This is a genomic window from Lactobacillus huangpiensis, assembly GCF_019972815.1.
GTDB lineage: Bacteria > Bacillota > Bacilli > Lactobacillales > Lactobacillaceae > Lactobacillus > Lactobacillus huangpiensis.
Genome location: NZ_BPPA01000003.1, coordinates 153,144 through 175,256, shown reverse-complemented (window position 1 = coordinate 175,256; position 22,113 = coordinate 153,144). Strand labels below are relative to the sequence as shown.

General features: G+C 32.4%; 26 protein-coding genes. 20 read left to right on the top strand and 6 right to left on the bottom strand.

What is annotated here, in order from left to right:
• Nucleotides 1-13 precede the first annotated feature (13 nt).
• Entirely contained in the window at nt 14-1,243 is a 1,230-nt protein-coding gene (locus tag LDM90_RS04050; RefSeq protein ID WP_223896552.1) for a CPBP family intramembrane glutamic endopeptidase, read from the bottom strand.
• Nucleotides 1,244-1,254: 11 nt separating this feature from the next.
• Nucleotides 1,255-1,695, bottom strand: coding sequence for an 8-oxo-dGTP diphosphatase (locus LDM90_RS04045; protein ID WP_034979797.1), 441 nt, complete (start codon nt 1,693-1,695; stop codon nt 1,255-1,257).
• A 180-nt stretch (nt 1,696-1,875) separates the two neighbouring features.
• On the opposite strand from LDM90_RS04045, the gene LDM90_RS04040 reads away from it, so the two are divergent.
• The 16 genes from LDM90_RS04040 (at nt 1,876) to LDM90_RS03965 (ending at nt 15,097) form a co-directional block, all read left to right on the top strand.
• Complete coding sequence (locus tag LDM90_RS04040) at nt 1,876-3,459, top strand: ATP-binding cassette domain-containing protein (RefSeq protein ID WP_223896553.1); 1,584 nt, start codon at nt 1,876-1,878, stop codon at nt 3,457-3,459.
• 72 nt (nt 3,460-3,531) lie between these two features.
• Nucleotides 3,532-4,215: a tRNA (adenine(22)-N(1))-methyltransferase gene (locus LDM90_RS04035; protein WP_034979800.1), complete on the top strand. Its 684-nt coding sequence runs from the start codon at nt 3,532-3,534 to the stop codon at nt 4,213-4,215.
• Nucleotides 4,208-5,005: a Nif3-like dinuclear metal center hexameric protein gene (locus LDM90_RS04030; protein WP_223896554.1), complete on the top strand. Its 798-nt coding sequence runs from the start codon at nt 4,208-4,210 to the stop codon at nt 5,003-5,005. The genes LDM90_RS04035 and LDM90_RS04030 overlap by 8 nt, the downstream gene beginning before the upstream one ends.
• 13 nt (nt 5,006-5,018) lie before the next feature.
• Nucleotides 5,019-6,260, top strand: a complete 1,242-nt coding sequence (gene pepT, locus LDM90_RS04025; RefSeq protein ID WP_223896555.1) for a peptidase T — start codon at nt 5,019-5,021, stop codon at nt 6,258-6,260.
• Nucleotides 6,261-6,590: 330 nt separating this feature from the next.
• A complete protein-coding gene (locus LDM90_RS04020) occupies nt 6,591-7,478 on the top strand; it encodes an ABC transporter ATP-binding protein (RefSeq protein ID WP_223896637.1) in 888 nt (295 codons plus the stop codon).
• Nucleotides 7,479-7,483: 5 nt separating this feature from the next.
• On the top strand, nt 7,484-8,239 hold the full coding sequence (locus LDM90_RS04015; RefSeq protein ID WP_223896556.1) for a DUF2705 family protein: 756 nt from the start codon (nt 7,484-7,486) through the stop codon (nt 8,237-8,239).
• A gap of 18 nt (nt 8,240-8,257) precedes the next feature.
• Entirely contained in the window at nt 8,258-9,022 is a 765-nt protein-coding gene (locus tag LDM90_RS04010; protein WP_198211843.1) for an ABC transporter permease, read from the top strand.
• Nucleotides 9,023-9,098: 76 nt separating this feature from the next.
• Nucleotides 9,099-9,452 carry a GntR family transcriptional regulator gene (locus tag LDM90_RS04005; protein ID WP_034979815.1) on the top strand — a complete coding sequence of 118 codons (354 nt, stop codon included), beginning with the start codon at nt 9,099-9,101 and terminating at the stop codon, nt 9,450-9,452.
• Nucleotides 9,453-9,462: 10 nt separating this feature from the next.
• On the top strand, nt 9,463-10,167 hold the full coding sequence (locus LDM90_RS04000; RefSeq protein ID WP_223896557.1) for an ABC transporter ATP-binding protein: 705 nt from the start codon (nt 9,463-9,465) through the stop codon (nt 10,165-10,167).
• Nucleotides 10,167-10,976, top strand: a complete 810-nt coding sequence (locus LDM90_RS03995) for a hypothetical protein (RefSeq protein WP_198211839.1) — start codon at nt 10,167-10,169, stop codon at nt 10,974-10,976. The genes LDM90_RS04000 and LDM90_RS03995 overlap by 1 nt, the downstream gene beginning before the upstream one ends.
• 44 nt (nt 10,977-11,020) lie before the next feature.
• The gene (locus LDM90_RS03990) at nt 11,021-11,848 is read left to right on the top strand and encodes a hypothetical protein (RefSeq protein WP_223896558.1); all 828 of its coding nucleotides are present in this window, start codon (nt 11,021-11,023) and stop codon (nt 11,846-11,848) included.
• A gap of 27 nt (nt 11,849-11,875) precedes the next feature.
• Nucleotides 11,876-12,763, top strand: coding sequence for a hypothetical protein (locus tag LDM90_RS03985; RefSeq protein WP_223898694.1), 888 nt, complete (start codon nt 11,876-11,878; stop codon nt 12,761-12,763).
• Nucleotides 12,764-12,912: 149 nt separating this feature from the next.
• Nucleotides 12,913-13,278, top strand: coding sequence for a GntR family transcriptional regulator (locus tag LDM90_RS03980; protein ID WP_198211836.1), 366 nt, complete (start codon nt 12,913-12,915; stop codon nt 13,276-13,278).
• Nucleotides 13,278-13,985 (top strand): ABC transporter ATP-binding protein, encoded by a 708-nt coding sequence (locus tag LDM90_RS03975; protein WP_223896560.1) that lies wholly within the window; start codon nt 13,278-13,280, stop codon nt 13,983-13,985. Before LDM90_RS03980 ends, LDM90_RS03975 begins: the two co-directional genes overlap by 1 nt.
• Nucleotides 13,985-14,824 carry a hypothetical protein gene (locus LDM90_RS03970; RefSeq protein WP_223896561.1) on the top strand — a complete coding sequence of 280 codons (840 nt, stop codon included), beginning with the start codon at nt 13,985-13,987 and terminating at the stop codon, nt 14,822-14,824. Before LDM90_RS03975 ends, LDM90_RS03970 begins: the two co-directional genes overlap by 1 nt.
• A 117-nt stretch (nt 14,825-14,941) precedes the next feature.
• The gene (locus LDM90_RS03965; RefSeq protein WP_223898693.1) at nt 14,942-15,097 is read left to right on the top strand and encodes a hypothetical protein; all 156 of its coding nucleotides are present in this window, start codon (nt 14,942-14,944) and stop codon (nt 15,095-15,097) included.
• Between the two features lie 32 nt (nt 15,098-15,129).
• Here LDM90_RS03965 and LDM90_RS03960 read toward each other — a convergent pair whose 3' ends face one another.
• Both LDM90_RS03960 and lepB read right to left on the bottom strand, forming a co-directional pair.
• Complete coding sequence (locus LDM90_RS03960) at nt 15,130-15,321, bottom strand: LBP_cg2779 family protein (protein WP_223896562.1); 192 nt, start codon at nt 15,319-15,321, stop codon at nt 15,130-15,132.
• A 56-nt stretch (nt 15,322-15,377) separates the two neighbouring features.
• On the bottom strand, nt 15,378-15,956 hold the full coding sequence (gene lepB / locus LDM90_RS03955) for a signal peptidase I (RefSeq protein WP_223896563.1): 579 nt from the start codon (nt 15,954-15,956) through the stop codon (nt 15,378-15,380).
• 85 nt (nt 15,957-16,041) lie between these two features.
• Here lepB and LDM90_RS03950 point away from each other — a divergent pair, with 85 nt between their 5' ends.
• Genes LDM90_RS03950 through LDM90_RS03935 form a run of 4 tightly spaced genes read left to right on the top strand, consistent with a single transcriptional unit; the run spans nt 16,042 to nt 19,924 of the window.
• Entirely contained in the window at nt 16,042-16,794 is a 753-nt protein-coding gene (locus LDM90_RS03950; RefSeq protein WP_223896564.1) for an SAM-dependent methyltransferase, read from the top strand.
• Nucleotides 16,784-17,758 carry a hypothetical protein gene (locus LDM90_RS03945; RefSeq protein WP_223896565.1) on the top strand — a complete coding sequence of 325 codons (975 nt, stop codon included), beginning with the start codon at nt 16,784-16,786 and terminating at the stop codon, nt 17,756-17,758. The genes LDM90_RS03950 and LDM90_RS03945 overlap by 11 nt, the downstream gene beginning before the upstream one ends.
• A complete protein-coding gene (locus LDM90_RS03940) occupies nt 17,742-19,124 on the top strand; it encodes an RsmF rRNA methyltransferase first C-terminal domain-containing protein (protein ID WP_223896566.1) in 1,383 nt (460 codons plus the stop codon). Before LDM90_RS03945 ends, LDM90_RS03940 begins: the two co-directional genes overlap by 17 nt.
• A gap of 14 nt (nt 19,125-19,138) precedes the next feature.
• Nucleotides 19,139-19,924 (top strand): Cof-type HAD-IIB family hydrolase, encoded by a 786-nt coding sequence (locus LDM90_RS03935; protein WP_034979098.1) that lies wholly within the window; start codon nt 19,139-19,141, stop codon nt 19,922-19,924.
• Nucleotides 19,925-19,982: 58 nt separating this feature from the next.
• On the opposite strand, the gene fni is transcribed toward LDM90_RS03935, so the two are convergent.
• Both fni and LDM90_RS03925 read right to left on the bottom strand, forming a co-directional pair.
• The gene (gene fni, locus LDM90_RS03930) at nt 19,983-20,999 is read right to left on the bottom strand and encodes a type 2 isopentenyl-diphosphate Delta-isomerase (RefSeq protein ID WP_223896567.1); all 1,017 of its coding nucleotides are present in this window, start codon (nt 20,997-20,999) and stop codon (nt 19,983-19,985) included.
• 17 nt (nt 21,000-21,016) lie between these two features.
• Nucleotides 21,017-22,099, bottom strand: a complete 1,083-nt coding sequence (locus LDM90_RS03925; RefSeq protein ID WP_223896568.1) for a phosphomevalonate kinase — start codon at nt 22,097-22,099, stop codon at nt 21,017-21,019.
• Between the last annotated feature and the right edge of the window lie 14 nt (nt 22,100-22,113).

Genomic DNA, 22,113 nt, shown 5'->3' with positions numbered 1-22,113 from the left:
TCATGCTTTTTTATTATTTGAAAGATAATCCATAAACACCATGATTATCTGCTAATTTATTTTGTTCCAAATTATATTCGATAACACTTTTTCGCTTACCTGATAATAAGAAGAAAGCAAAAGCCAAATAGATCAAAGTGGTAATAAAGAGATATTGCCAGTCAAAAACACGAGGTACTGTCATAACTGTAGTGCCAGCTGCTAAAAAGGCTAGTATATCGTAAACTGCATGATAAACAATATTTACGAAAAAGGACCCAGTATATAAATAAATTGCTGAAAAAGCAATCCCAGCAGCAAAAGCATTAATCATTTGTAAAATCGTGGCAGAGAGTGGTTGCACCACCGCGTTAGTAAGATGAATTGATCCGAAAATCAAACCATCCAGTAATACTGCCCATAAAACTTGATTTTTAGAATTCTTAAATTTTTTAAGTAGTATACTCAAAATACAAAAACGCATTAGCCATTCTTCAGCAACACCAGCTTCTATACCCTGAAAAATATATTGAGCTGGGTGTTTAGTTGTTATATGAAAATCCCAGCGAGTTAGCAATTGTCCTAAATTATTTGCATCATTAAAAGCATTAATTAAACAGTCAGCAACAATAAAAATAAATATAAACTCAAGAATTGAATACTTTGCCCTTGAGCTTATCCTCAAACCCGGATTTTGATAATGCCAGTTTTTCATAACGATGATTGAGGTAATGATAAAACAAATGCTACCTGTAATTCCTGTGTTGTTGAGAACTTGAAGCCAGGAATGGCTATACATGGTTAAAATTTCAGGTATTGAAACAATCAAAATTTCAAACAACAATAAAGTTATGATCTGCCCAATAGGATTCTTTATTTTGCCCCATGCCAGTTCTCCCATCGGAACAAGCATAATGAGTTCGTATAATGTAAGGGGAATTAATAAAAAGATCGCATTCTTCTTATTAAAAACTTTGATAAATGCTGCTCCCAAACTGAGTAGTGCAAAAAAGCACAATAATATATTCACTGACTGGAAATAATGATTAAATTGAACTAACTTTCTTTCAGGATGTTTTTCGCATAAAAGGGTTACTTGCAATAGAACCAGTATGAATAAAACCGGCAGAACTACTACTGCTCCAAGTCTACTCTTGGTTAGGGGGTTGATTTTGAAAAATAGCACAAGTGCCACAATAAGCAAAATTTCTTGAACAATTATTTGTCCAAGGTGCCAACGCTTAATTCCTTTTTCCGACAGCATTTGTATACTCCTCAGAATAATTCGTCTCGCTCACCATCTAATATATGTTCATCAATATTTGGGTTAAAGTAAACTAATAGATCCCTGTCAAAATTATATGCTAATTTATGTTTGAAAAGTTCTTCTTTAGTCATCCAGGTTAATTTACCTTCTCTTGAGGCCTTGACTTTACCGGTGAATTTAGTGGCAATATAAAAAAAGACAAGATAGCGGTGGTCGTTTTCATCATAAAATTGTTTAATTCCACAAAGACGCGGATTTTTAATATCTAAATTTGTTTCCTCCTTAACCTCGCGCACTACTGAGTCATAAAAAGATTCGTGATTTTCCACATGACCACCCGGAAAAGTCAATCCTGGCCAATAGGGGTCATTACGATCTAAAACTAAGATATTATCGTTTTTTTTAATCATGCACATATTTGTCAAAGTAACTGGTTCAGTTCTATCCATTAAGTCAAAAATCTCTTTCTTTTAAATCTTATTATCAATTATAAAATAGCAATTTAGAAAGAAAAAGAAAATTTTTCTCACTTTTTTGCCGGCAAATTAAAATTATACTAGGGATTTTGTGGCATTTATTAATTTGTTCCATTATACTTGTAATACTGTTTTAAGTTTTAGGAGGATAACATGGCTATCAAATATGCAAAGAAATGGAAACTTTTTCTTTTTCTAATTATTTCAATTCTTGATTCATTTCAGTCAGTATTTTTAGCTTATCTATTAAAAGTATTCATTTCCTATGCTCAAAAGCCTACGGGAAATTTGCTCGGATTAACTTTATTCGCCATTAGCGGATTAATTATTTTCAGTATAATTGGAATACTTTTTCAGTATTCCTTTTTAAATTTGATCCATGATATTAACGTCAAAATCAAAGAGATAGCAACTGATCATATCGTTAATATTAATGATCAAGCTAAACTTGATACTTCATTTATGACAAACGACCTTAAACAAATTGAGACTAGTAAAGTTGTTGCCGAATTAAAAATTTTTAATTACATCTTAAAATTTTTGACTGCTATTATCACTGCAGTGATTACATCTTGGTTTATTTCTTTGGTCTTTTTTATTGCAGCAATAATTCCAGCCTTAGTTCAAAATTTTGCCGGTAAAAAAATTTCTGCTAATTCTAAAAAATGGGAAAGGGCAAATAGTAATTATACCGCTACCGTTACGGAAACGATTAACGGCACAACCATTTTTTCTTTATATAATTCAGAAAATTCTATTGCTAAGCGCTTACTAAAAAGCGCTCGCAAAATGGAGGACGCCTTACAATCAACGAATTTATCCAAGGGCATTGCAAACGAATTAACCTCTTTTGCCGCATATTGTTTTGGCATGATTATTCCATTTAGTGTTGGAGTTTATTTGATAACTATAGGAAATATTACTTTGAGTACTTTTATGATGATTGTGCAGCTATCGAATAATTTCGTGAATCCGATAGTTAATATTTTTATGTGCGTTAATGATATTAAAACGACCACTCCCATTTGGACTAAATTTATAAAAATACAAAAGTATAAAAGACAAGCAAGCGATAATAGTTCAATCCCTGTTTTCAATAATTTGAGTTTAAGTAATGCCACAATCTATTTTGATAAACAAACTATTTTTCAAAAAGTAAATTTGGTAATCAAAAAGGGGGAAAAAATATTATTACAGGCTCCTTCAGGTTGGGGAAAATCAACTTTGCTCAAAGTTTTGATAGGAAAATATAAGCTGGATTTAGGCTCTTACCTGATAAATGGAGAAAAGGCTAGTGGTAATTGGAATAAAGACCATGAACTATTTGCTTTAATCAATCAACAACCTTTTATTTTAAATGACACGATTGAATACAATATTACTTTAGGACAAAAGGCTACCAAACAAGAACTGAATAGGGCCGTTTCTAAAGCAGGCCTAGAAGAACTGGTAAGAAAAAAAGGATATCAGTATCAAGTTGGTCTTGGAGGCAAAAATTTGTCAGGAGGACAAAATCAGCGCATAGAAATTGCCCGCGCATTACTCAAGAAAAGGCAAATTTTGTTAGCAGACGAAGCTACTTCCTCATTGGACACAAAATTATCTCGAAGAATTCACGCTACTTTTTTAAAAGAATTTTCCGGAACAGTAATCGAGGTTGCTCATCATATATCTACAGATGAAGCAAGCATGTTTGATCGTAAGATCGATTTAGAAGCTAATAAAAAAAGTATTTAAAATCGTTATTTTATCTTTATCTAATAAAAATTCATTATGCTAAAATTTTATTATGAAGAAAGTAGGATATAAATGAACTTAAGATTGAACTCATTGGCACAAATGGTTGACCAGAGTGCACGCATTGCAGATATTGGTACAGATCATGCCTATTTACCAATTCAACTAGTGAAAGAAAATAAGATTCAGTTTGCTATTGCTAGTGATGTTGCAGCTGGACCATTGGAGAATGCGAAAAAAGACATAGCAGCTGCTGGTTTAGATGGGAATATTGAAACTAGGCTTGGGGCAGGACTTGATACTATTAATTCTGCTGATCAAATTGATACAGTAATTATTGCCGGAATGGGCGGCAAGTTAATAACGCAGATTTTAAATGATGCTTGGCTAAAAGATTCTATTTTCAAAACTTTAATCCTTGAGCCAAATATAGGTGAGCCCGGTGTCCGAAACTGGTTAATGAATCATAATTATCAAATAAAAAGAGAAAAAATTATTGCTGAAGCAGGACACACATACGAACTAATTAAGGCAGAAAAAACTAATAAAATTGTCAAATTGACAGAAAAAGAATTATTTTTTGGTCCAGAAATCTTAACAGAAAAAAATGAAGTTTTTTATCAAAAATGGCGAGGTCAACTTGCATATCACAAGAAATTACTGCTTAATTTAAATAAGGCTAAAGAAAAAGATTTGGTCTATATGCACAAAATTGAGTCAGAAATAAAAATGATCGAGGAAGAAATAAATGACTAAAGTAGAAGATATAATAGCTGTTTTACAGCAACATTTTCCAAAAGAAATAGCTAGTAAAGGTGATCCAGTTGGTCTTCAAATCGGCTCGATGAAGCAAAAAGTGACCAAGGTTCTAACTACTTTAGATGTCAGACCGCAGGTAGTTGACGAAGCTATACAAAAAGGGGCAAATTTAATCATTAGTCATCATCCGTTAATGTTTCGTCCAGCTCAAAATCTTGATTTTGCTAATCCCCAATATGCGATGTATGGCAAAATTATTGCTCATGGAATTACCGTCTATTCTATTCATACTAATTCTGATAAAGCAGAAGATGGATCAAGCGACTGGCAAGCTGAAGAACTGGGATTAAAAGATATTGAACCATTTTGTTCTGATGAAGATGGCATAGCTATAGGGCGTAAGGGTAGACTAGCCCAGCCTCTTTCTGCTAGGGAATTTGCTTATTATGTTAAAGACAAAATGCACGTAAAAATGGTAAGATTAATTACTGCTGATAATGAGCAACTGATTTCTTCTGTCTGCTTTATTTGTGGTGACGGCGGAAAATATTGGCATCAAGCAGTAGAAGAAAAAATAGATGCATTTATCACAGGCGATGTATACTACCATACGGGACATGATATGATTTCAGCAGGTTTGACAGTAGTTGATCCAGGGCACTATACTGAAAAAATATTTAAACAAAAAATTTTTCAAAAGTTGCTTAAATGGAACAAAGAAAATTCATGGGATGTTGATGTCACAGAATCAAAAGTTTCTACAAACCCATTTCAAGATTTATTTTAATTAAGGAGAGACAATGAAATATCCAAATTTATTACCTAGATTTTTAAAATATGTCAAAGTTAATTCACGCTCTGATGAGCACTCTGATCGTTTTCCTTCGACAAAGCGACAAGAAATTTTTCAAAAAGAATATATTCTGCCTGACCTGGAAAAATTGGGTTTATCTGATGTGCATTATAATCAAAAATCAGGCTGCGTCATTGCTGAAATACCGGCAAATGTTGATTATGATGTTCCAGTAATGGGACTTTTAGCTCATTGTGATACTGCTGATTTTAATGCTGAAAATGTCAGACCACAGGTTCACGAGAATTATGATGGGAAATCTAAAATTCAGTTGGGTGATTCACAGTTTTATTTAGATCCTGCCGAATTTCCAAATTTGAAAAAATATGCGGGACAAACTATTATTACAGCTTCCGGAGACACACTTCTTGGCGGCGATGATAAGTGTGGAGTAGCAGAGCTTGTTACTGTAGCAGAATACTTATTAGATCATCCAGAAATAAAACACGGTAAAATTCGCTTTGGCTTTACTCCTGATGAAGAGATTGGAATGGGCGCACAGCATTTTGATATTGATGAATTTGGAGCGGACTTCGCTTTTACAGTTGATGGTGGTGCTCCGGGTAAGTTAGATTGGGGTACCTTTTCTGCTGCAACCTTTACCCTTGATATTCAAGGGGTTAATGTTCATCCATCTGTGGCAAAAGATCAAATGATTAATGCAATTCAGATTGGTATTAACTTTCAAAATCAGCTTCCGCAAAATGAGGTTCCTGAAAAAACAGCTGGACGAGAAGGATTTTACCATTTAACCCATTTTGCTGGTACGGTTGACAATGCGCAAATGGAATACATTGTTCGTGACTTTGAAAGAGACGGTCTTGAAAATCGCAAAAATAAGGTTAAAACAATCGTTAACCAAATGAATAAGGAATTTGGCACCGAAAGAATTAAACTCGAAATGAGGGATCAGTATTATAACATGGCTGATGTGCTAAAAGACCATATGGAAATTGTTAACTTAGCTAGAAAAGCATATGAGGCTGAAGGACTTACGATCAACGAGGACCCTGTCAGAGGTGGCACTGATGGTTCACTTTTAACTTACAGAGGTCTACCTTGTCCAGATCTTTTTTCCGGACAAGAAAATATGCACGGACGCTTTGAATATACCGTGCTTGAATCTATGGCGAAAGCAGTAGATGTAATGATTAAAATGATAGAGTTGAATGCAAATAGCAATAAATAGTGAAACAAAAACGACTGTTTTTATTATTTCTTATTAAAATAATTAAAAGCTTAAATCTTGTTCTGATGGAGAAAATTTAACTTCTAAAAAGTTAGTAAAATTATGCACAATTAATAGAAATTTAAATTTAGGTACATAGGATCATTATCAAAAATGGTTTTATGTGCCTTTTTTCTTTTTAAAATTTTATATTGATAATTTGTGGAACACTTAAATTTTTCTAAGACAAAAGGCAAAAGACTCCTTGCAAAAGTTGATTATTTATTTTATTATATTAGTGTATTAGAAAAATAGTTCACTATTATAATATAAGAGAAAGTATGAGTGATCATGCGAAGTTCTATTGCATTACAAGTTGATAATGTTTGCACTTATGTGGGTAAGACAGTGCTAGTTAATAATGCTACTTTTGATGTTAAAGCTGGTGAAATAATAGGTCTAATAGGCCCAAATGGAGCTGGAAAAACAACTATTATGAAAACCATTTTAGGGTTAATGAAATTTAAAGGAAAAATAGAGGTCAGTGGCAAAAATGTGTCTGAAAATGACCATCATGCTTTAACAAAGGTTGGAGCATTAATTGAACATCCAGCAATTTACCCATTTCTTACTGGAATGCAGAATTTGACCCTTTATGCTCATGATCAAAAAGATATGGCAAACTTGATTTCTGAATTACAAATGGATTCATATATTAATAATAAAGCTAAAGGATATTCACTAGGGATGAAGCAAAAATTAGGCATAGTCATCGCCTTATTAAATCAGCCCCAAGTTGTAATTCTTGATGAACCAATGAACGGACTTGACATTGAATCAACGATTCGAGTAAGAAAATTAATCAAAAGATATTCTGATCAAGGAACAGCTTTTTTAATTTCAAGTCATATTTTAAGTGAATTACAAAAAGTAATGACGAGAGTTGTCTTAATCTCCGGAGGACAAATTATATTGAATAAAGAGGTCAAAGAATTTGAAAAAATTAGTCACCAAAAATACCATTTGACTACTGAAAATAATAGACTTGCAAAAAAGATTTTTGCTGCTTACCAGATCACATTTACAGAAAATGAAAATTATTTGATAGTAAGTCAAAACGACATATACAAAATAGAAGATCTGCTATTTAACGAAGGTGTTCACTTAAAAGAAATTTTGCCGCTTGAAGCCAACCTTGAACGAATTGTAGTTGATGTCTTGGAAAAGAAAAGAGGCTAGACAAAATGCTTATAAGCTTTAAACAGGAAATCTATAAATTCAGGCATGAAAACATTGCTCTGTATGGTCTGATTATTCTCATTGTAACAATGATTTACAACTTTTTTACTAATCCTATTACGCGCCAATCCCTTGGCTACGGATTTGGTGCAAATGAGTGGATTCCTTTAATAGTTATTACCGTAGCCTCTGCAATTTTTTCAATGGAATACAAGAATAACACGGTTATCATGCTGGAGTATAAGACTTCAAGCAAGTTTCAAATTTACTTTTCCAAGTTTTTGGTTGTCTTAGTCTATAGTTTTCTCCTAACAGTGATTGCATTTTTACTTACCTTGATTTTAAGCATGTTCTTTAATAATGTCAGATATGATTGGTTAGTTAACAAAAATGGTAATAATCTTTTAAATGATCTGGTAACTAACCTGGCAGGAGCATTGATTTATTCTTTTTTTAGCATTGGCTTATCTTTTATGCTCACTATGCTGGTTAAAAATAATGCTGTAGTAGTTTGTTTTGGAATTGTACTAGCATTTTTTGGTGCCAGCTTTTCCAAAGGATTAATGCAAACCTTTCCCCATTTTATAAGTACTATTAAATGGAACTTTTTAAATATGATTTTTATTTCCCAGCAATTATCAAATTCAAGCCTTAGCTTAAAATCGAATTTATCAAGTCTTGAACTAATTATAGCCAATATCATTTACGGCATAGTTTTTATGGTTCTAGGATATTATCTATTCAAACATCGACGAGTATAAAGAGAGGAGATCACTAAAATGATTTATAGTATTAAGCAGGAATTATATAAATTAGTGCACCGCAAAATTACTTGGATCGCAGCTATCATATTATTTTTTCTAATGCTTATTACCGGTTTCGCTTTAGCAGATGAAAGTAAAAAGCTAATTTTAACATTAACTTTTGATTCTTCTGATTTTATAATGTTTATCTTAGTGATAGTAGGTGCCACGTATTTTTCAATGGAATTTCAAAACAATACGATTTTGACACTTTTATATAAGTCTGCTAATAAAATATATGTTTACTTATCAAAATATATTGTTTTATTCTTATACAATGTTTTTCTGCATCTGCTAGCTCTTTTTTATACAATTTGTTTGCAATATACCATATTTAATTATCAAGTTAACTGGTCAGCGTCATATCTATATCATCAGCCGGTATGGCTAAACATGGTAACTGCTTCTCTAATAGATTTAGTAACTACAATGTTAATTATTGCTATTGTTTTTTTACTCTCGTGTCTAATTAATAGTAGTGCAATTGTAATTACAGCAAGCCTTCTAATTACATTCATGGGTCAAAGCATTTCTTCAGACCTAATGAACGGAGGCAAACTGGTGAACATTATGAAATGGAACCCTTTTAATATGGTGGACTTGACTAGGCAGTTTGGTAATTATGGCATGTATGTTTTAACTACCCACCTGAACAATCAAGAGCTTTTAATTGGTAGTCTAATCTATATTCTTATTTTTGTGATTGCCGGCTATTTAATCTTTCGGAGAAAAAGATTTTAAGTAATTAATTGCATAACTTTTAAGTTTATTGTAATATTATAGTGTATTATAAATGTAATACAGTTGGAAAAGAATTATGAATTTTAAAGACAATCTGCCGATATACATACAAATAAAAGAATACTTATGTCGACAAATCATTAATGGCAAACTTGAGCCGAATCAGAGGATACCTTCTGTACGTAATTTAGCAGCACAGTTAACAGTGAATGTTAATACTATTCAAAAAGCGCTTAGACAAATGATTAATTCCGGTCTTCTGGTTACTAAAAGGGGAGAGGGTAATTATGTCACAAACGATAAAAAATTATTAAAGAAAATAAAAAAAGACATCATCGTTGCTGAACAACGTAAGTTTGTTCAGAACATGAGAAGTTTTGGAATTTCATCTGGACAAATCAATTTAATTGTTGCTAATCATTTGAAGTAGGAGTATTAATATGGAAAATCTTTTAGAAATTAGAGATTTAACTTACAAGAAAAACTTAAAGACAATTTTAGATAATATAAATTTAAATTTGCAACCGGGTAAAATAGTAGCCCTTTTAGGTGAAAACGGTGCAGGTAAAACTACCCTTATGCGAGTAATTAGTGGTATTGCTAAAAACTATCGTGGAACAGTAAATATCTTTGGAGAGAATAAAGTAGCCGAAAGAAAGGCTCGCCTTTCATTTACTGATAGTCTAACAGGTTTTGGGAACTCGACCAAAATTCAAGAAATTGTCAAATTTTATGAGATTATTTTTCAGGATTTCGACACGAAACAATTTGAGCAACTTCGTCAATTTATGAAATTGGATTCAGAAATGCGTTTATCAGAAATGTCCAAGGGAATGAAAGAAAAGTTGATTATTGCACTTGCATTCTCACGTAAAGTGGATCTCTATTTATTAGATGAGCCATTTTCAGGTATTGACGCAATGGCTCGTAAAAAAATTATTAACTCAATTATTTTATGGAAGCCAGAAAATTCTACTATTCTAGTTTCAGATCACTTTGTGAACGAAATTGCCAGTATGCTGGATGAAATTGTCATTATCAAAGATAAAACCATTTATGCTCATAAATCAACTGAAGAGATACGAGAACATCATAAGAGTGTTGAAGACTACTATGAAGGCTTATACGATGCGGAGGATGAATAATGGTCATGTTTAACCATTTATTTGGCAGATTTTTTAAAAGAAAAGTCAAAATTGTTCATCTCATAGTTGTTTTGCAATTTATTAGTTCTCTGGCATCAGCTTTTTTTACTTATTTTAGTTTTTATTCTGGCAGGTTTCACTTAAATTTGAACAATAACCTTGAATTTTTTCCAGGATGGATGGCCTTATTTGCTTCTTTTACTTTCCTGTTTGGACCTATTTTATATATTTTAACTGTCGTTCAGAATGAACGCTTAAATAGAAGTCAGACATGGCGTTTGGCACCAATCAGTGATGGCAAATTCTATGCTGCTAATATCTTAAGTTCATTTGTTTCATTAATTTATTTTGTGTTTTTAGATTTGTTAATTGCAATTGGTTTTTTCCTTTTGTCATTAATAATTTACCCCCAATTTGGCAAAAATCTGCGGTTTGAACTCAATTTAGATACTGACACATTTCTTACCTTTATTTGTATCATACTGTTGGTAATTCTAACTTCTCTTTTTATTTATTTTTTGGTTAGTTTCCTCAACTTTTCCAGTCAGGCAATTTTAAGTTTTTTACCACAAGCATCAAGTCATATTTTAATTTCTTTTATTCGTATATTCATCATTATCATATTAATGGGACTGCTTGTTAAGCTCTATAGAGTATTGATAAACTCTTTTGTAAATCTTTTTTTACTAAAAGCTACTGATCTTGCGGGATTAGAATATGTTGTAGGTATGATGTTTGTTGCTAATTTGATAATGCTTGGCATTAACGTCTTTTTAATCAATCATTTCTTTGAAGCAGAAGAGAAGTAAATCCTAATGTTTTTATAATATTTTTGTAGTAGGGAGGAAAGAGTATGACCTCATTTAAAAGTTTGTTTGGCAGATTCTTTGTAGAAAAAGCAAAAAATGTTTATTCATTTTTAATAATTCAAACAATTGGTGCCCTTGCATTTTCTGTTTTTGGCCTGCTAATTGGGACAGGTAAGATAAGTGAATTTTTAAACTCTTATACTGAGCTTTTACCTGATTGGTTAATGGGCTTTTGTCTATTAGGTGTCTTTTTTATCATATTCTTTTTCATTTATATTACTGTTAAAAATGAAAAGATTAACCATAGCCAAACTTGGCGTTTAACTGCAATTAGTGACGAAAAATTTTACATTGCTAACAGCTTGAGCACATTTGCAACATTTGTTTATTTTATTATTCTTAACTTTATTGTTGCTGGTATCTTGCTGACTGTTTCATTTTTTACAGACAACGCTTTTCGTAATTCATGCGAAAGAATTCTTAAGCAATTTAGACCAAATTTTGAACTGAATACAATTCGTTCTATTTTTGATATCATGCTACTCTTACTTTTATGTTGCTTTTTTATTTCGTTATTGATCAGCTTTTTAAATTTTTCCAGTAAAGCCATCATGGATTATCTTCCTGTAGCTTCAAACGGCTTAATTGTCAAACTATTACATATTTTTATTGTTATCGCAATAGCCTGGCTTTTTACCAAAGTAGAAAAAATTTTTGTCGATCAAGTTTTAGGTAGCCTTTTGAATTTTTTAAACTTAAATCCGGCTTACAATAATACTTTACCCTATCTTAATGTAATCGTTGTAGTTGTTAATTTGATAATGTACGTTATTAATATCTTTTTATTTAAGCATTTCTTTGAAGCAGAATAAAAAATAGAGGCATAATAACAATTTCACATGAGTGAAGATTTGTCATCGAGCAAAAATAAAAATAAGGAGTCCAAAATGACGGAATTTAGCAGGTTATTTAAGAGATTTTTTAAAATTAAAACAAGAAAATTACACATTATACTTTTTTTTCAATTAATAGCAGCATTAGCGTGTGCCTTTTTTACTTATTATGAAGTTACAAATTGGCATATTCAAAAAAATCTAAAAAATAATGTCGGTCTGATAACAGAATGGACATTATATTTTGTCATCTTAGCCTTTCTTGTCATATTATTTGTATTCATTTTAACCCCTTTGCAAAGTGAAAAATTTAATCGAAGTCAAACTTGGCGGTTAGCTGGAATAAGTGACAGCCAGTTTTATCTTGATAATATTTTAAGTACATTTGTATCTTTTATTTACATGCTTGCACTTGAAGTAGTTGCTGCAATTATGCTTGTTTTCTTATCTTTTTTGATTGATAAAGATTTCCAACAAGGATTTCATAATTTCCTAATAGATCTGCATCCTAATTTTGATTACAGTGTTTTCTGGACTGTAATTGGTACAATTGTCTTAACCATTTTAAGTTGTTTCTTTTTATATTTTGTTATCAGTTTCTTTAACTTTGCTAGCCAGTCCATAATAGATTTTGTACCCGCTAACGTTAATGGAGCACTTGTAAAGATACTCCATTTATTCATAATTTTTGTACTGATCTGGTTCTTTTTTAAAATTCAACATATATTTGTCTACAAAATTCTTTTGTCAGTATTTAATCCAGCTAATTATGGACTTGCTTATTCTAGTGATTTACCTTTTGCAATTTTGTCAACCACAATTTGCAATCTTATTTTGTTAGGCAGCAACGTTTTCTTATTCAATCATTTTTATGAAGCCAGTGAACGTAAGTAAGTCAGCAATTAAGAAAAAAATTCCTTCTACAATTTTGTAATTTCTTACAAAAAACAGGTTATTACAACAATTAAAAGGTTTGCGGAAAAAAACAATCTAGTTTATGATAGTGTATTATAGGTGTATTACGGCCAAAGGATGGTGGACTTGTGGAATTTAAAGATAACATTCCCATTTACTTGCAAATTAAGCAATACCTATATCGACAAATAATTACCGGTAAATTAAAGCCCGGTAAAAAAATTCCTTCCGTACGTGAACTAGCAGTGCAATTAACTGTGAACGTCAATACGGTGCAACGTGCTTTACAACAAATGAACTTTGAAGGCATTTTGTACACCAAAAGGGGTGAAGGCAATTTTGTCACTGAAGATACTACTTTACTTGAGAAAACTAAAAGGGAATTGATTAATGCTGAACTGGATAAGTTTGTTCAGAGTATGAACTCTTTAGGAGTATCTGACGAACAAATCCTCAAATCTTTATCTGAATATCTTAAAGAGGAGCGTAAATAATGGGCAATTCCTTAGAAATAACTGATCTGGTTTATAGAAAAAATCAAAAACGAATTATTAATAATTTAAACTTAACGCTCAAACCAGGCAAAATCGTTGCTCTTCTTGGCGAAAATGGTGCGGGCAAAACTACTTTAATGCGAATAATTAGTGGCGTAGCTAAAAACTATCGTGGAATGGTAAAAGTTTCCGGTTTTACTAAAGAAGCTGAAAGAAAAGAACATCTATCTTTCACAGATAGTTTAACTGGCTTTGCTAATTCAACAAGAATTAGTGATATTGTTAAGTTTTATCAGATCTTATACCATGATTTTAATCTGAAGCAATTTGAAGAATTAAGAGAATTTATGAAGTTAAGTTCTAATCTTCGTTTGTCTGAAATGTCAAAAGGTATGAAGGAGAAGCTAGTTATTGCTTTAACTTTTTCCAGAAAAACAGATTTATATCTTTTAGATGAACCCTTTTCCGGCATTGATGCTATGGCACGTAAAAAAATCATTAAATCGATAATTTTATGGAAGCAAGAAAAATCCACTATTTTAGTTTCAGATCATTTCGTAAATGAAATCGCTGCAGTTTTGGATGAAGTTGTTATTATTAAAAATAAAACTGTTTGTATGCAAAAGTCGACTGAAGCAATTAGGGCTGATAATCAAAGTGTGGAGGAATTTTATGAGAGTTTTTATCAAAGAGAAGAGGATGAATAATGGCAATTTTTAATCGCTATTTTACGGTGCTTTTCAGATTGAAAACCAAATGGATTTCACTATTGTTAATTATTCAAACAGTTGCCTCTTTTGCGATGGCATTTTTTAATTTTAGTAACGATCATGATTACATTAATAGAACTATTTTTTCTAATTTCTTTACCTTATGGCTGACTATTTTTATAGTATTAGCATGGCTTTTTACTGGCATATTTTATTTAACCACCTGTTTTCAAAATGAACATGTCAGTGGCAATCAAACTTGGCGCTTAGTACCAATTGACGATAAAAAACTCTATTTTGATAATATTTTAAGTTCATTTGGAGCTTTGCTGTTATTCGTAATACTAGAAACAATTTGTACTCTTGTTTTAAGTGCTGTGACATTTACCTTTGACAGTCAGTTTCATACCAGCATACTCAAAATGTTTGCTGATATTGGAAGGCATTTGCAACAAGTTGACCTGGAAATTATGTTTAACTTCTTTGGTGCAATTATGATGACTATTCTTAGCGCATTTTTTGGTTATTTCATTATTAGCTTTTTAAATTATTCCAGCCGTGCTCTTTTGGATTTCCTTCCTCAAACTCTCAGCAAAACTTATTTTCAGATAATTGCAGTTTTTGTGATTATTTTAGTTGCTTGGCTTGCAATCAAAGCCAGTGACATTGGCTTACAAATAATTTCATTTCCATTTAGATTTATGATGGGAAAAACCACAGGAACAAATGATGATTTGGCTTTAGCTCTAATTTTAATGCTTGTAATCAATTTACTTTTTTGGTTTTTGGATACAATTCTTTTCAGTAAATTTTTTGAAGCAAGAGAAGGAAAATAAATTAAAATATACATATTAAAAGACGCCAAAAAGTAATTTTTAGCGTCTTTTTAACAGTCAAAAAAGACTCATGATACAAACAGCAAAAATGCCAACGCAAATAAAAGACAAAAGGCAATGAAAGTCAAAAAAGCAATTTTCTCAGCTTTAAGATTTTTGCTTTTTTTGGAAATGATAAGAGCTATTAAACTGATCGAAGGCAAGATAATTCCTATAATTATTCCTAAACTAAAATTTTCTAAAATCACTGAAAATAAAAGCCCGCAAAAATAATCTCTTGCGGGTTTTGATATTTAGCTAATATTTTAATGATTTGCAGCAAGGTAATCGTACAACTGATTAATTTCTCCAGGAGTGAATTCACCATCGCCAGTTTTCATTGAGTGAATTTTTTCAACTGATAAGTGACTTGCAAAAGCCAAATCCGTATCAGTAACATGATGTTTTACTTGAAAATCGATAATTGCATCGGATAATTCTTCTAACTGCTGATTCATAATAAATTCTCCTTTACAATTTATTTTAGCGGAAAAATATTAAAATTCAAAGGAAATTAAAAACCCTGAATTTTATTAAATGGCCAGTATCTGAATTTGACTTTACCAATTAAATTTTGTCGTTTTACAGGACCAAAAATATGTGAATCCTTAGAAATATCACGGTGATCGCCCATTACCCAATAATAGCCTTTTGGAACCTTATATGTGAAATTGCTTGTATACGTCTGCCCTTGAGCATTATTATCCTTTTTGAAATGATTTTCAAGATATGGCTCAGGTAAAAGCTTCCCATTAACATACATTTTATCATTTTTTGAAACAAGCTTGTCACCAGGAAGACCAATTATTCGCTTGATGTAGTATGCTCCTGGGACATCATTTGCTGCCTTAGGAGCCAGCAAAACAACAACATCATTACGTTTAGGAGTAAAATTACGCACAGCAATCAAACGATCATTATCTTCAAAAGTCGGTTGCATAGACGGTCCAGAAACCCTATCATTAGAAAGTACAAAATGGAATAAAACATAGAACACACCTAAAATAACTGCCATCATTATGACAACATCAAGAATAAATTTACCTAAGCTTTCTTCCTCTTCGTCTTGCTTTTTTGTTACTTTTTTCGCCATAAAATTTTTCTCCTTTATTATGTTACCTTTTATTATAACTGAAATCCTTCAGTTTGAATGTTAAAATCATTATAGGTATTTGATAATGATAAATTTTTTAAGTAAAATTAACCAGTTAGATCAAGAGCTTAATATTGACACCATACATCATCAAGTCAAGGAAATTAACGATATTATTTATGCTGTGAACCAAAAGCAAGTTTTAAGGAAAGCTCCACAGAAACTGGGTTTTTTGCCGGATAAATCTGAAGAAATATGTGCTGGTCTTTCGCAAACTGATATTAAGAAATTTAAGTCTGCTAATCAGTTAATCAACAATTTAAGACAATTTTTGGCAATTAATTTTGGTGTTTGGTCACTTCCTAATTTGCAGACAGCCAATGCAATTAAAAAAAGTTTAAATATTAAAACCGGTTTGGAAATTATGGCAGGCAATGCTTATTGGAGCAAAGCTCTCTCCGATGTAGGCGTAAAAATGACAGTCACAGATAACTTAGATTGGTCAAAAACTTCAAGCACTGGCTCCAGGCAATTTATGACAGTCACAAATTTTGAAGCTGCTAAAGCCGTTGAAATATTTGACAATGTTGATCTAATAATATGCTCTTGGGCTCCCAATTTTGGCAATAGCGACACAAATGTTGTTTCAACATGGCAAAAACTGAATACAACAAGCCATCTGCTGTTCATAGGGGAAAAAAGCGGAGCGACCAATTCAGCAGCTTTTTGGCAAAAAGAATTAATACATCATTCCCCAGAATTAAAACAGATTAATCAAACTTTTCCCAGTTTTGATTTTATTGATGAACACATTTTTGAGATAACACATGAAATTTAAAAAAATCATTTTAATTATTATTATATTTTTATCATTTTTAGGTATAGGCAGTATGTTGTCAAATGTTCAGTCCCGTGAAGCGAACCAATTGCTCGAGGCATATGGTTTAAGCAACAATACTCGCTATATTGAAGTCAAAAGCAATCAAGAAGTCAGAACTTTCTTGACCTATTTGAAAAAAAGATATCCTCATAATAAAATCCAAGTTCATATGACCTCCAAAGCAAAGAAAAATCAGACTCTCGTATGGTCAAATCATAATGTGCTAAAATTACCGACAGAATCAGGAAGGTACTTCACAAAAGATGACTTTAAAGGTCAAGTTTCTTTTGCTGTACTTGGTTTAAACGCAAAAGTTCCGACATTAAAAGCGCAAGGAAACGAGTATGTTTACATAAATAAAAAATATTATACGGTTATAGGAACTTTAAAGCATTATCGTCAAATGAAGCAAAACGGCTATTATTTGACTGCTAGTCCGAAACAACCAACTGGCAAATTTAAACTGCGTGATTATCAGATCATAATCGACAGTTCAAATAAAGTAATTCAACAAATCGCTAAGCATTATGGTGTAAAAGCAAAAACACCAGTTTTTGTCAAAAATCATCAAATACATCAGTTTTCAATTATTCGTGAAATTTTATTTATCTTAATTTTTTTGTTAATTGCTTCAGCAAGTAATATAATTTTAGCATTTATGGATTGGAAAACAGTTCAGCAGACAAATTTGAAGGGCAGTCTGCTACATAACTGGTTAATCAATCATGGGATTAGAATTCTGCTCATTGAGCTTGTAGTTACTTTTGGTGCATATTTCTTTTTGATCTCGCGAAAATTCGTTTCCAAGCCACAACACTTAATTTGGCTTTTAATGACAAGTTGGGTAATAATTTCTATTTTTTACGCCTTAAGCATTCTGCACTTATTACGAAAGGAAAAAAATAATGCCAAAACTGCCTGAAGATTTCATCAAAAAATATACAAAGCTATTAGGTAAGAGTAAAGCTGACCATCTTTTTAAAGCAATAAATGAAAATTCTAAAAATGCTTATCGAATCAATTCATTAAAAGAAAATCAAACCCTTTCTTATGATCATAATGAAAAAATTCCGCTAATACCAAATGCCTATTATGGCAAAATAAGTGGAAAAGATCCTGATTGGGTGAGTGGGACAGTGTATTCACAAGAACCTGCTGCAATGTTTCCTGCTTTTTTTCTTGAAGCCCAGCCTGGGGAAAAGATTTTAGACTTATGTGCTGCCCCTGGTGGGAAAAGCACTGCGATTGGCGTACAACTAAAAGGCCAAGGATTCTTGCTTGCAAATGAAATTTCGCTTAGTCGAGCAAAAATTTTACGTGAAAATCTTGAACGTTGGGGAATAACAAATGCACTAGTCACAAGTGAAAAACCAGAAAAATTAACAAAATATTTTTCACAGTATTTTGATAAAATATTGGTTGATGCTCCATGCAGTGGTGAAGGTATGTTTCGCAAAGACCCTAAAGCTATTGAATATTGGTCACAGGATTACGTGCTTTTTTGTCAGCAACGGCAAAAAGAAATTCTGTCTTTTGCAGTTCAAATGCTTAAACCAGGTGGGAAACTAATTTATTCAACTTGTACTTTTTCTCCAGAAGAAAATGAACAAATAGTTTCTTGGCTAACTAAAACTTTTGGTTTTACAATATTGCCACTAAAAATAGATGAACAATATATTGACCATGGTCATCCAGAATGGTCAGATAATAATATTGAGTTGGCTAAAACTGCACGATTTTGGCCTACTGCCAATATTGGAGAGGGACAGTATGTAGCAAAGTTAAGGTTAGAAGGAAAAAAGAATGCTCAATCTTTTGGTTCGACAAGTAAGAAGTCAGATCATAAGAAGCAACTTAAAAGTGCTTTAACCAAATCTGATATGCATTTGATTTCAAGCGTGCTAGATAGATTTAATTTACCATCTGCAATTGAGAACTGGCAGTTTAAATGTCAAGTTCACAATAATCACGTTTTTATTCCCGCACTAAGCACTAATTCTGCTTCCCATCTTAAAATTTTATCCAATGGTATTGAGTTGGGTATTCTAAAGAAAAAACGCTTTGAACCTGGACATCAACTGGCTATGGTCTTAGCAGCACAAGAGCAGAATAGGGTAATTGACTTAAGTAGCAGTAATTATTTCAAATATTTGCATGGAGAAGCTATCAGAACTGATTCAGATGAAACTGGATTTATTCTTGTCAGCTTTAAACATTTTATTTTAGGCTTTGGCAAAGTAAGCAATCATATTATTAAAAACTATTATCCCAAAGGATTACGAATTTAGAGAGAGAAAAAAGAATGATTAAATTAATCGCTACTGATATGGACGGAACTTGGCTAACTGACCAAAAAACTTATGATCGAGAGTTATTTTTGCAAGAATTCCAAATAATGCAAAAAAGAGGAATAAAATTTGTAGTTGCAAGTGGAAACCAATTTGAAAATTTGTACTCCCGATTTCCCCAAGTGGCTAATCAGCTTTATTACATTGCTGATAATGGGGCACTCGTAGCTCAAGGCAGGCAAGTAATTCATGTTGAGTGCCTTTCTGAAGAAGACTGGCTCACGATTTTACAAATCATCCAAGAATATGATGAAAAAGTAACGGTTTCTGGTCTTGCAAGTGCATATATTTTAAAAAGTGATGGTCCTGAATATGCAGAAGATTTGAAAAAATATTATGAAAAACTGACAGTTGTTGAGAATTTTAATCATCTGGATGATCAAGTTTTTAAGGTCACTTTTGACGTTCCAGAAAATAGAATGGTTAAACTTTTAGAAGAACTTAAGCGGAAATATCCGCAAATTGGTTTTGTTTCCGGTTCAGCGACATCAATAGATATGTCGACAAAAGGCATGAATAAAGCACGAGGTTTGCAATATTTGGGCAGCAAATACAAGATTAGTCCAAAGGAAATGGTTTCTTTTGGCGATAGTGGTAACGATGTGGGAATGTTAAAATATGCAGGCAGTAGTTATGCTACTGGAACAGCTCTTCCGAGTGCCAAAAAAGCTGCCAACCACATCATAGGTTCTAGTAATGATAGTGCTGTTCAAAAGGAAATATGGCGTTTATTAAAGTAAATTATTGTCAAATAAAAATGAGTACCAAGATTTTTAAAATTTCCGTACTCATTTTTATTTATAATAACTGATCGATAATAGTTTTTAGTGAAAAGTCATAATATTTATCAATCTTGGTTAGACCAGAGAGATCGTTTTGACCGTAAATTGCAAGAAGACAAGCAAGTTCATATTGCCATTCTTCAATAAGGTTTTGCAGGTAATCTGCATCATGCTTAAGTAATGCCTGTAAAAATACATTAGAAATTCCCACAAATTTTCCACCTAAGCAAAGCCCCTTAAAAACATCTAACGGATTACGCACACCACCAGAAACAGTAAATTCAACTTGCTCTTTGGCTGCCATTAAACTCGAAATAACGGTGGGTAAGCCAATATTATTTAAATAAGAAACATTATTAGTATTACGTGCATTTTCTATCTGAGCAAAATTAGTTCCGCCACTTCCTGCAACGTCATAAAATCTAAAGCCTTCATTTCTTAATGAACGAATTGTCTCTCTGTCTAATCCAAAACCGACTTCTTTTATAATAATTGGAACTGTTACTTTCTGACGCAGCTCTTTTAAGTTATCAAGCCAATAAAAATCTCGATCACCCTCTGGCATAGCTATTTCCTGTACCACATTTAGGTGTATTTGCAATGCATCAGCTTTTAGCTCTGTCACAATCTTTTCAGCTTGTTCGGCTGAAGTCTTTGCATTAACATTTGCTATTAAAGCGCCATCAGGATCTTGTTGTCTTGCAATCAAAAAGCTATCTAGTAAATCAGGTTCTTTAGTTAAAATACTGGCAGAACCTAATGCTAATGCAATATTTGTTTTTTCGGCTATTCGACCTAATTCTTTATTAATCAGATAAGATCTGTGAGATCCACCAGTCATAGCATTAATAAAAAAGGGGGCTGCAACTTTTTTACCAAACATTGTAGTTTGTATGGTTCGGTGATCAACTTTAGTTTCTGGTAATGCAGGGCGTACTAAGTGCATTTTATCAAAACTATTTGTTTTTTCATTTTGATAAAATTTTTGTGCCAAAACTAAATGTTCCTCTTTACGATTAGATCTAATTGACATAATTTTCCTCTGTTCTTCTAATCAGCAACTCGAATTTGGTGTACACGAAAGTCCAAAGGCATTATCCCGTTTTGACGCCATTTATCTTCAAGAAAAGCAGTATCTGTATTCCTGTCTGCAATTACAATGCCACAATCACCATTACCGGCACCTGAAGTCTTAGCTGCTCCACCAAATGATTCCGCAATGTTAATTAGTTTAGAAAGTCGTGGTATCTCAATGGCAATTTGATTTATTTGCGCAAAGTGCTGCAACAATTTACGATTGACACGAATTTGTTTTTTAATTAGCTGAATATCATTATGTTCAAAGCCAGCAATCATTTTGAGAACGCATTTGCGTGAAAGCCTAAGAAACTCCTGGTATTGACCGTTTAAAGCAGCTTTATTTGCGTTAGTTTCATCAACCAGCCTTGAGGTTGATGCTGGCTTTTGACTCCAGCCAATCATTAATTTTAAACCGGCAGGAGGGGTCAGAAGCTGAATTTTAAGTCCAGGCCAAGCCTCGTTCAGTACTTCAGATAAAGATTTGTGTGCTAATTCATCAGCAAGCCATTGCTTATCAAAAGTTTGAAAAGCAATCCAGCCACCATAAACACTTGCAGCAATGTCACCGGCTGAACCATTACCTTGCACAGAATAATGTGAAATGGCTGATAGTTTATAAACTAATTCGTTACTGAAAGGCACATCGTAAAAACGGAGTATTGCTTTAACTGTGGCTACAGTCACTGCCGCACTAGAGCCTAAACCATACTTTTTGCCATCAGAAGAATCTAGATCAGAATTAACATATAAATCATAAACCTTCATCTTGACTTTTTGTTCTAAACAAAAACGTTCCGTGTAAGAAATTGCGGCCAAAATATACTCAAAAGGATTATCACGGTTGTCAATAACCATTTTTGCTCCTCGTCTTATCCAGTGAATGGAACTTTGAGAATACTGTTTAGAATGAATTAAACCAGTTTCTGATTTTGACTTAATAATTGAAACACGAATAAATTGATTAACTGCCACCAAGATAGCGGGACAATCTTGTTCTAATACGGCGTATTCGCCAGCTATGTATAATTTACCGGGTGCTTGTTCTGTTATCAAAAGAATTAAATCTC

Excerpts from the sequence above, each read along its gene's own strand:
- LDM90_RS04050 (WP_223896552.1), bottom strand. The coding sequence starts at position 1,243 with ATGCTGTCGGAAAAAGGAATTAAGCGTTGGCACCTTGGACAAATAATT.
- LDM90_RS04045 (WP_034979797.1), bottom strand. The coding sequence starts at position 1,695 with ATGGATAGAACTGAACCAGTTACTTTGACAAATATGTGCATGATTAAA.
- LDM90_RS04040 (WP_223896553.1), top strand. The coding sequence starts at position 1,876 with ATGGCTATCAAATATGCAAAGAAATGGAAACTTTTTCTTTTTCTAATT.
- LDM90_RS04035 (WP_034979800.1), top strand. The coding sequence starts at position 3,532 with ATGAACTTAAGATTGAACTCATTGGCACAAATGGTTGACCAGAGTGCA.
- LDM90_RS04030 (WP_223896554.1), top strand. The coding sequence starts at position 4,208 with ATGACTAAAGTAGAAGATATAATAGCTGTTTTACAGCAACATTTTCCA.
- pepT (WP_223896555.1), top strand. The coding sequence starts at position 5,019 with ATGAAATATCCAAATTTATTACCTAGATTTTTAAAATATGTCAAAGTT.
- LDM90_RS04020 (WP_223896637.1), top strand. The coding sequence starts at position 6,591 with ATGCGAAGTTCTATTGCATTACAAGTTGATAATGTTTGCACTTATGTG.
- LDM90_RS04015 (WP_223896556.1), top strand. The coding sequence starts at position 7,484 with ATGCTTATAAGCTTTAAACAGGAAATCTATAAATTCAGGCATGAAAAC.
- LDM90_RS04010 (WP_198211843.1), top strand. The coding sequence starts at position 8,258 with ATGATTTATAGTATTAAGCAGGAATTATATAAATTAGTGCACCGCAAA.
- LDM90_RS04005 (WP_034979815.1), top strand. The coding sequence starts at position 9,099 with ATGAATTTTAAAGACAATCTGCCGATATACATACAAATAAAAGAATAC.
- LDM90_RS04000 (WP_223896557.1), top strand. The coding sequence starts at position 9,463 with ATGGAAAATCTTTTAGAAATTAGAGATTTAACTTACAAGAAAAACTTA.
- LDM90_RS03995 (WP_198211839.1), top strand. The coding sequence starts at position 10,167 with ATGGTCATGTTTAACCATTTATTTGGCAGATTTTTTAAAAGAAAAGTC.
- LDM90_RS03990 (WP_223896558.1), top strand. The coding sequence starts at position 11,021 with ATGACCTCATTTAAAAGTTTGTTTGGCAGATTCTTTGTAGAAAAAGCA.
- LDM90_RS03985 (WP_223898694.1), top strand. The coding sequence starts at position 11,876 with ATGAGTGAAGATTTGTCATCGAGCAAAAATAAAAATAAGGAGTCCAAA.
- LDM90_RS03975 (WP_223896560.1), top strand. The coding sequence starts at position 13,278 with ATGGGCAATTCCTTAGAAATAACTGATCTGGTTTATAGAAAAAATCAA.
- LDM90_RS03970 (WP_223896561.1), top strand. The coding sequence starts at position 13,985 with ATGGCAATTTTTAATCGCTATTTTACGGTGCTTTTCAGATTGAAAACC.
- LDM90_RS03965 (WP_223898693.1), top strand. The coding sequence starts at position 14,942 with ATGAAAGTCAAAAAAGCAATTTTCTCAGCTTTAAGATTTTTGCTTTTT.
- LDM90_RS03960 (WP_223896562.1), bottom strand. The coding sequence starts at position 15,321 with ATGAATCAGCAGTTAGAAGAATTATCCGATGCAATTATCGATTTTCAA.
- lepB (WP_223896563.1), bottom strand. The coding sequence starts at position 15,956 with ATGGCGAAAAAAGTAACAAAAAAGCAAGACGAAGAGGAAGAAAGCTTA.
- LDM90_RS03950 (WP_223896564.1), top strand. The coding sequence starts at position 16,042 with ATGATAAATTTTTTAAGTAAAATTAACCAGTTAGATCAAGAGCTTAAT.
- LDM90_RS03945 (WP_223896565.1), top strand. The coding sequence starts at position 16,784 with ATGAAATTTAAAAAAATCATTTTAATTATTATTATATTTTTATCATTT.
- LDM90_RS03940 (WP_223896566.1), top strand. The coding sequence starts at position 17,742 with ATGCCAAAACTGCCTGAAGATTTCATCAAAAAATATACAAAGCTATTA.
- LDM90_RS03935 (WP_034979098.1), top strand. The coding sequence starts at position 19,139 with ATGATTAAATTAATCGCTACTGATATGGACGGAACTTGGCTAACTGAC.
- fni (WP_223896567.1), bottom strand. The coding sequence starts at position 20,999 with ATGTCAATTAGATCTAATCGTAAAGAGGAACATTTAGTTTTGGCACAA.